This window comes from Clostridium sp. AF27-2AA, assembly GCF_003478505.1.
GTDB lineage: Bacteria > Bacillota > Clostridia > Lachnospirales > Lachnospiraceae > Brotaphodocola.
Window position 1 is genome coordinate 903 of record NZ_QUFI01000074.1, and the last position, 606, is coordinate 1,508.

A 606-nucleotide genomic window follows, 5' to 3' on the forward strand; every position below is an offset into this window, starting at 1 on the left:
CGCCATGAAGACAATGCTTTTGTTAAAAAATGTATCCCTGCGCTGGATTTTATTTCTTTGCTCATCCAGCACATCCCGGAACATCACTACAAAATGATCCGCTATTATGGTCTTTATGCCAGACACCGGAACAATGACAAAAAGCTCAGGCGTGCCATTCCGAAAAACAGACAGCCCATCATTCGCAGTTTTACAAAATGGCGTAATAACATCGCTCTGTCCTTTGGATATGATCCTCTTTGCTGCCCTAACTGCAAGATTGGTATGACTCTGACTGATCTTTATTTCAATCACAAACGGATTCCTCTGGAAGAAATGTACGAAAGGACCTTGGCCAAATTTAAATGCCGTTCCGCTTGATTTCTCTTCCCGTCTGCTTCATACTGTATTTATCAACAGACGGGAGGCATCATAAATCATGGATAAAAAAGCTTTAGAGGAACTCCGTAACAAATACATCCAAAATCCACCAGAAGGTATGACCGCAAAACTTGTGAAGAGTATGTCGGATGCTGATCTTTTGGATATGCACTATTTTTTAACTGAAGATGATGACTGGGATGGCGAAGAACCCGAAGAAGGTTTCTATATCGACTTCTTTCAGTA

2 protein-coding genes are annotated in these 606 nt (G+C 41.3%); one reads left to right on the plus strand and one right to left on the minus strand.

Annotated elements, in window-relative coordinates:
- Positions 1-294, minus strand: a 294-nt coding sequence (locus DWY84_RS18105; RefSeq protein WP_347560825.1) for a hypothetical protein, incomplete at its 3' end; no start/stop codon positions are given.
- Positions 295-418: 124 nt separating this feature from the next.
- Here DWY84_RS18105 and DWY84_RS17130 point away from each other — a divergent pair.
- Positions 419-606: hypothetical protein (locus tag DWY84_RS17130; protein ID WP_118534482.1), on the plus strand; the 188-nt coding region annotated here is incomplete at its 3' end.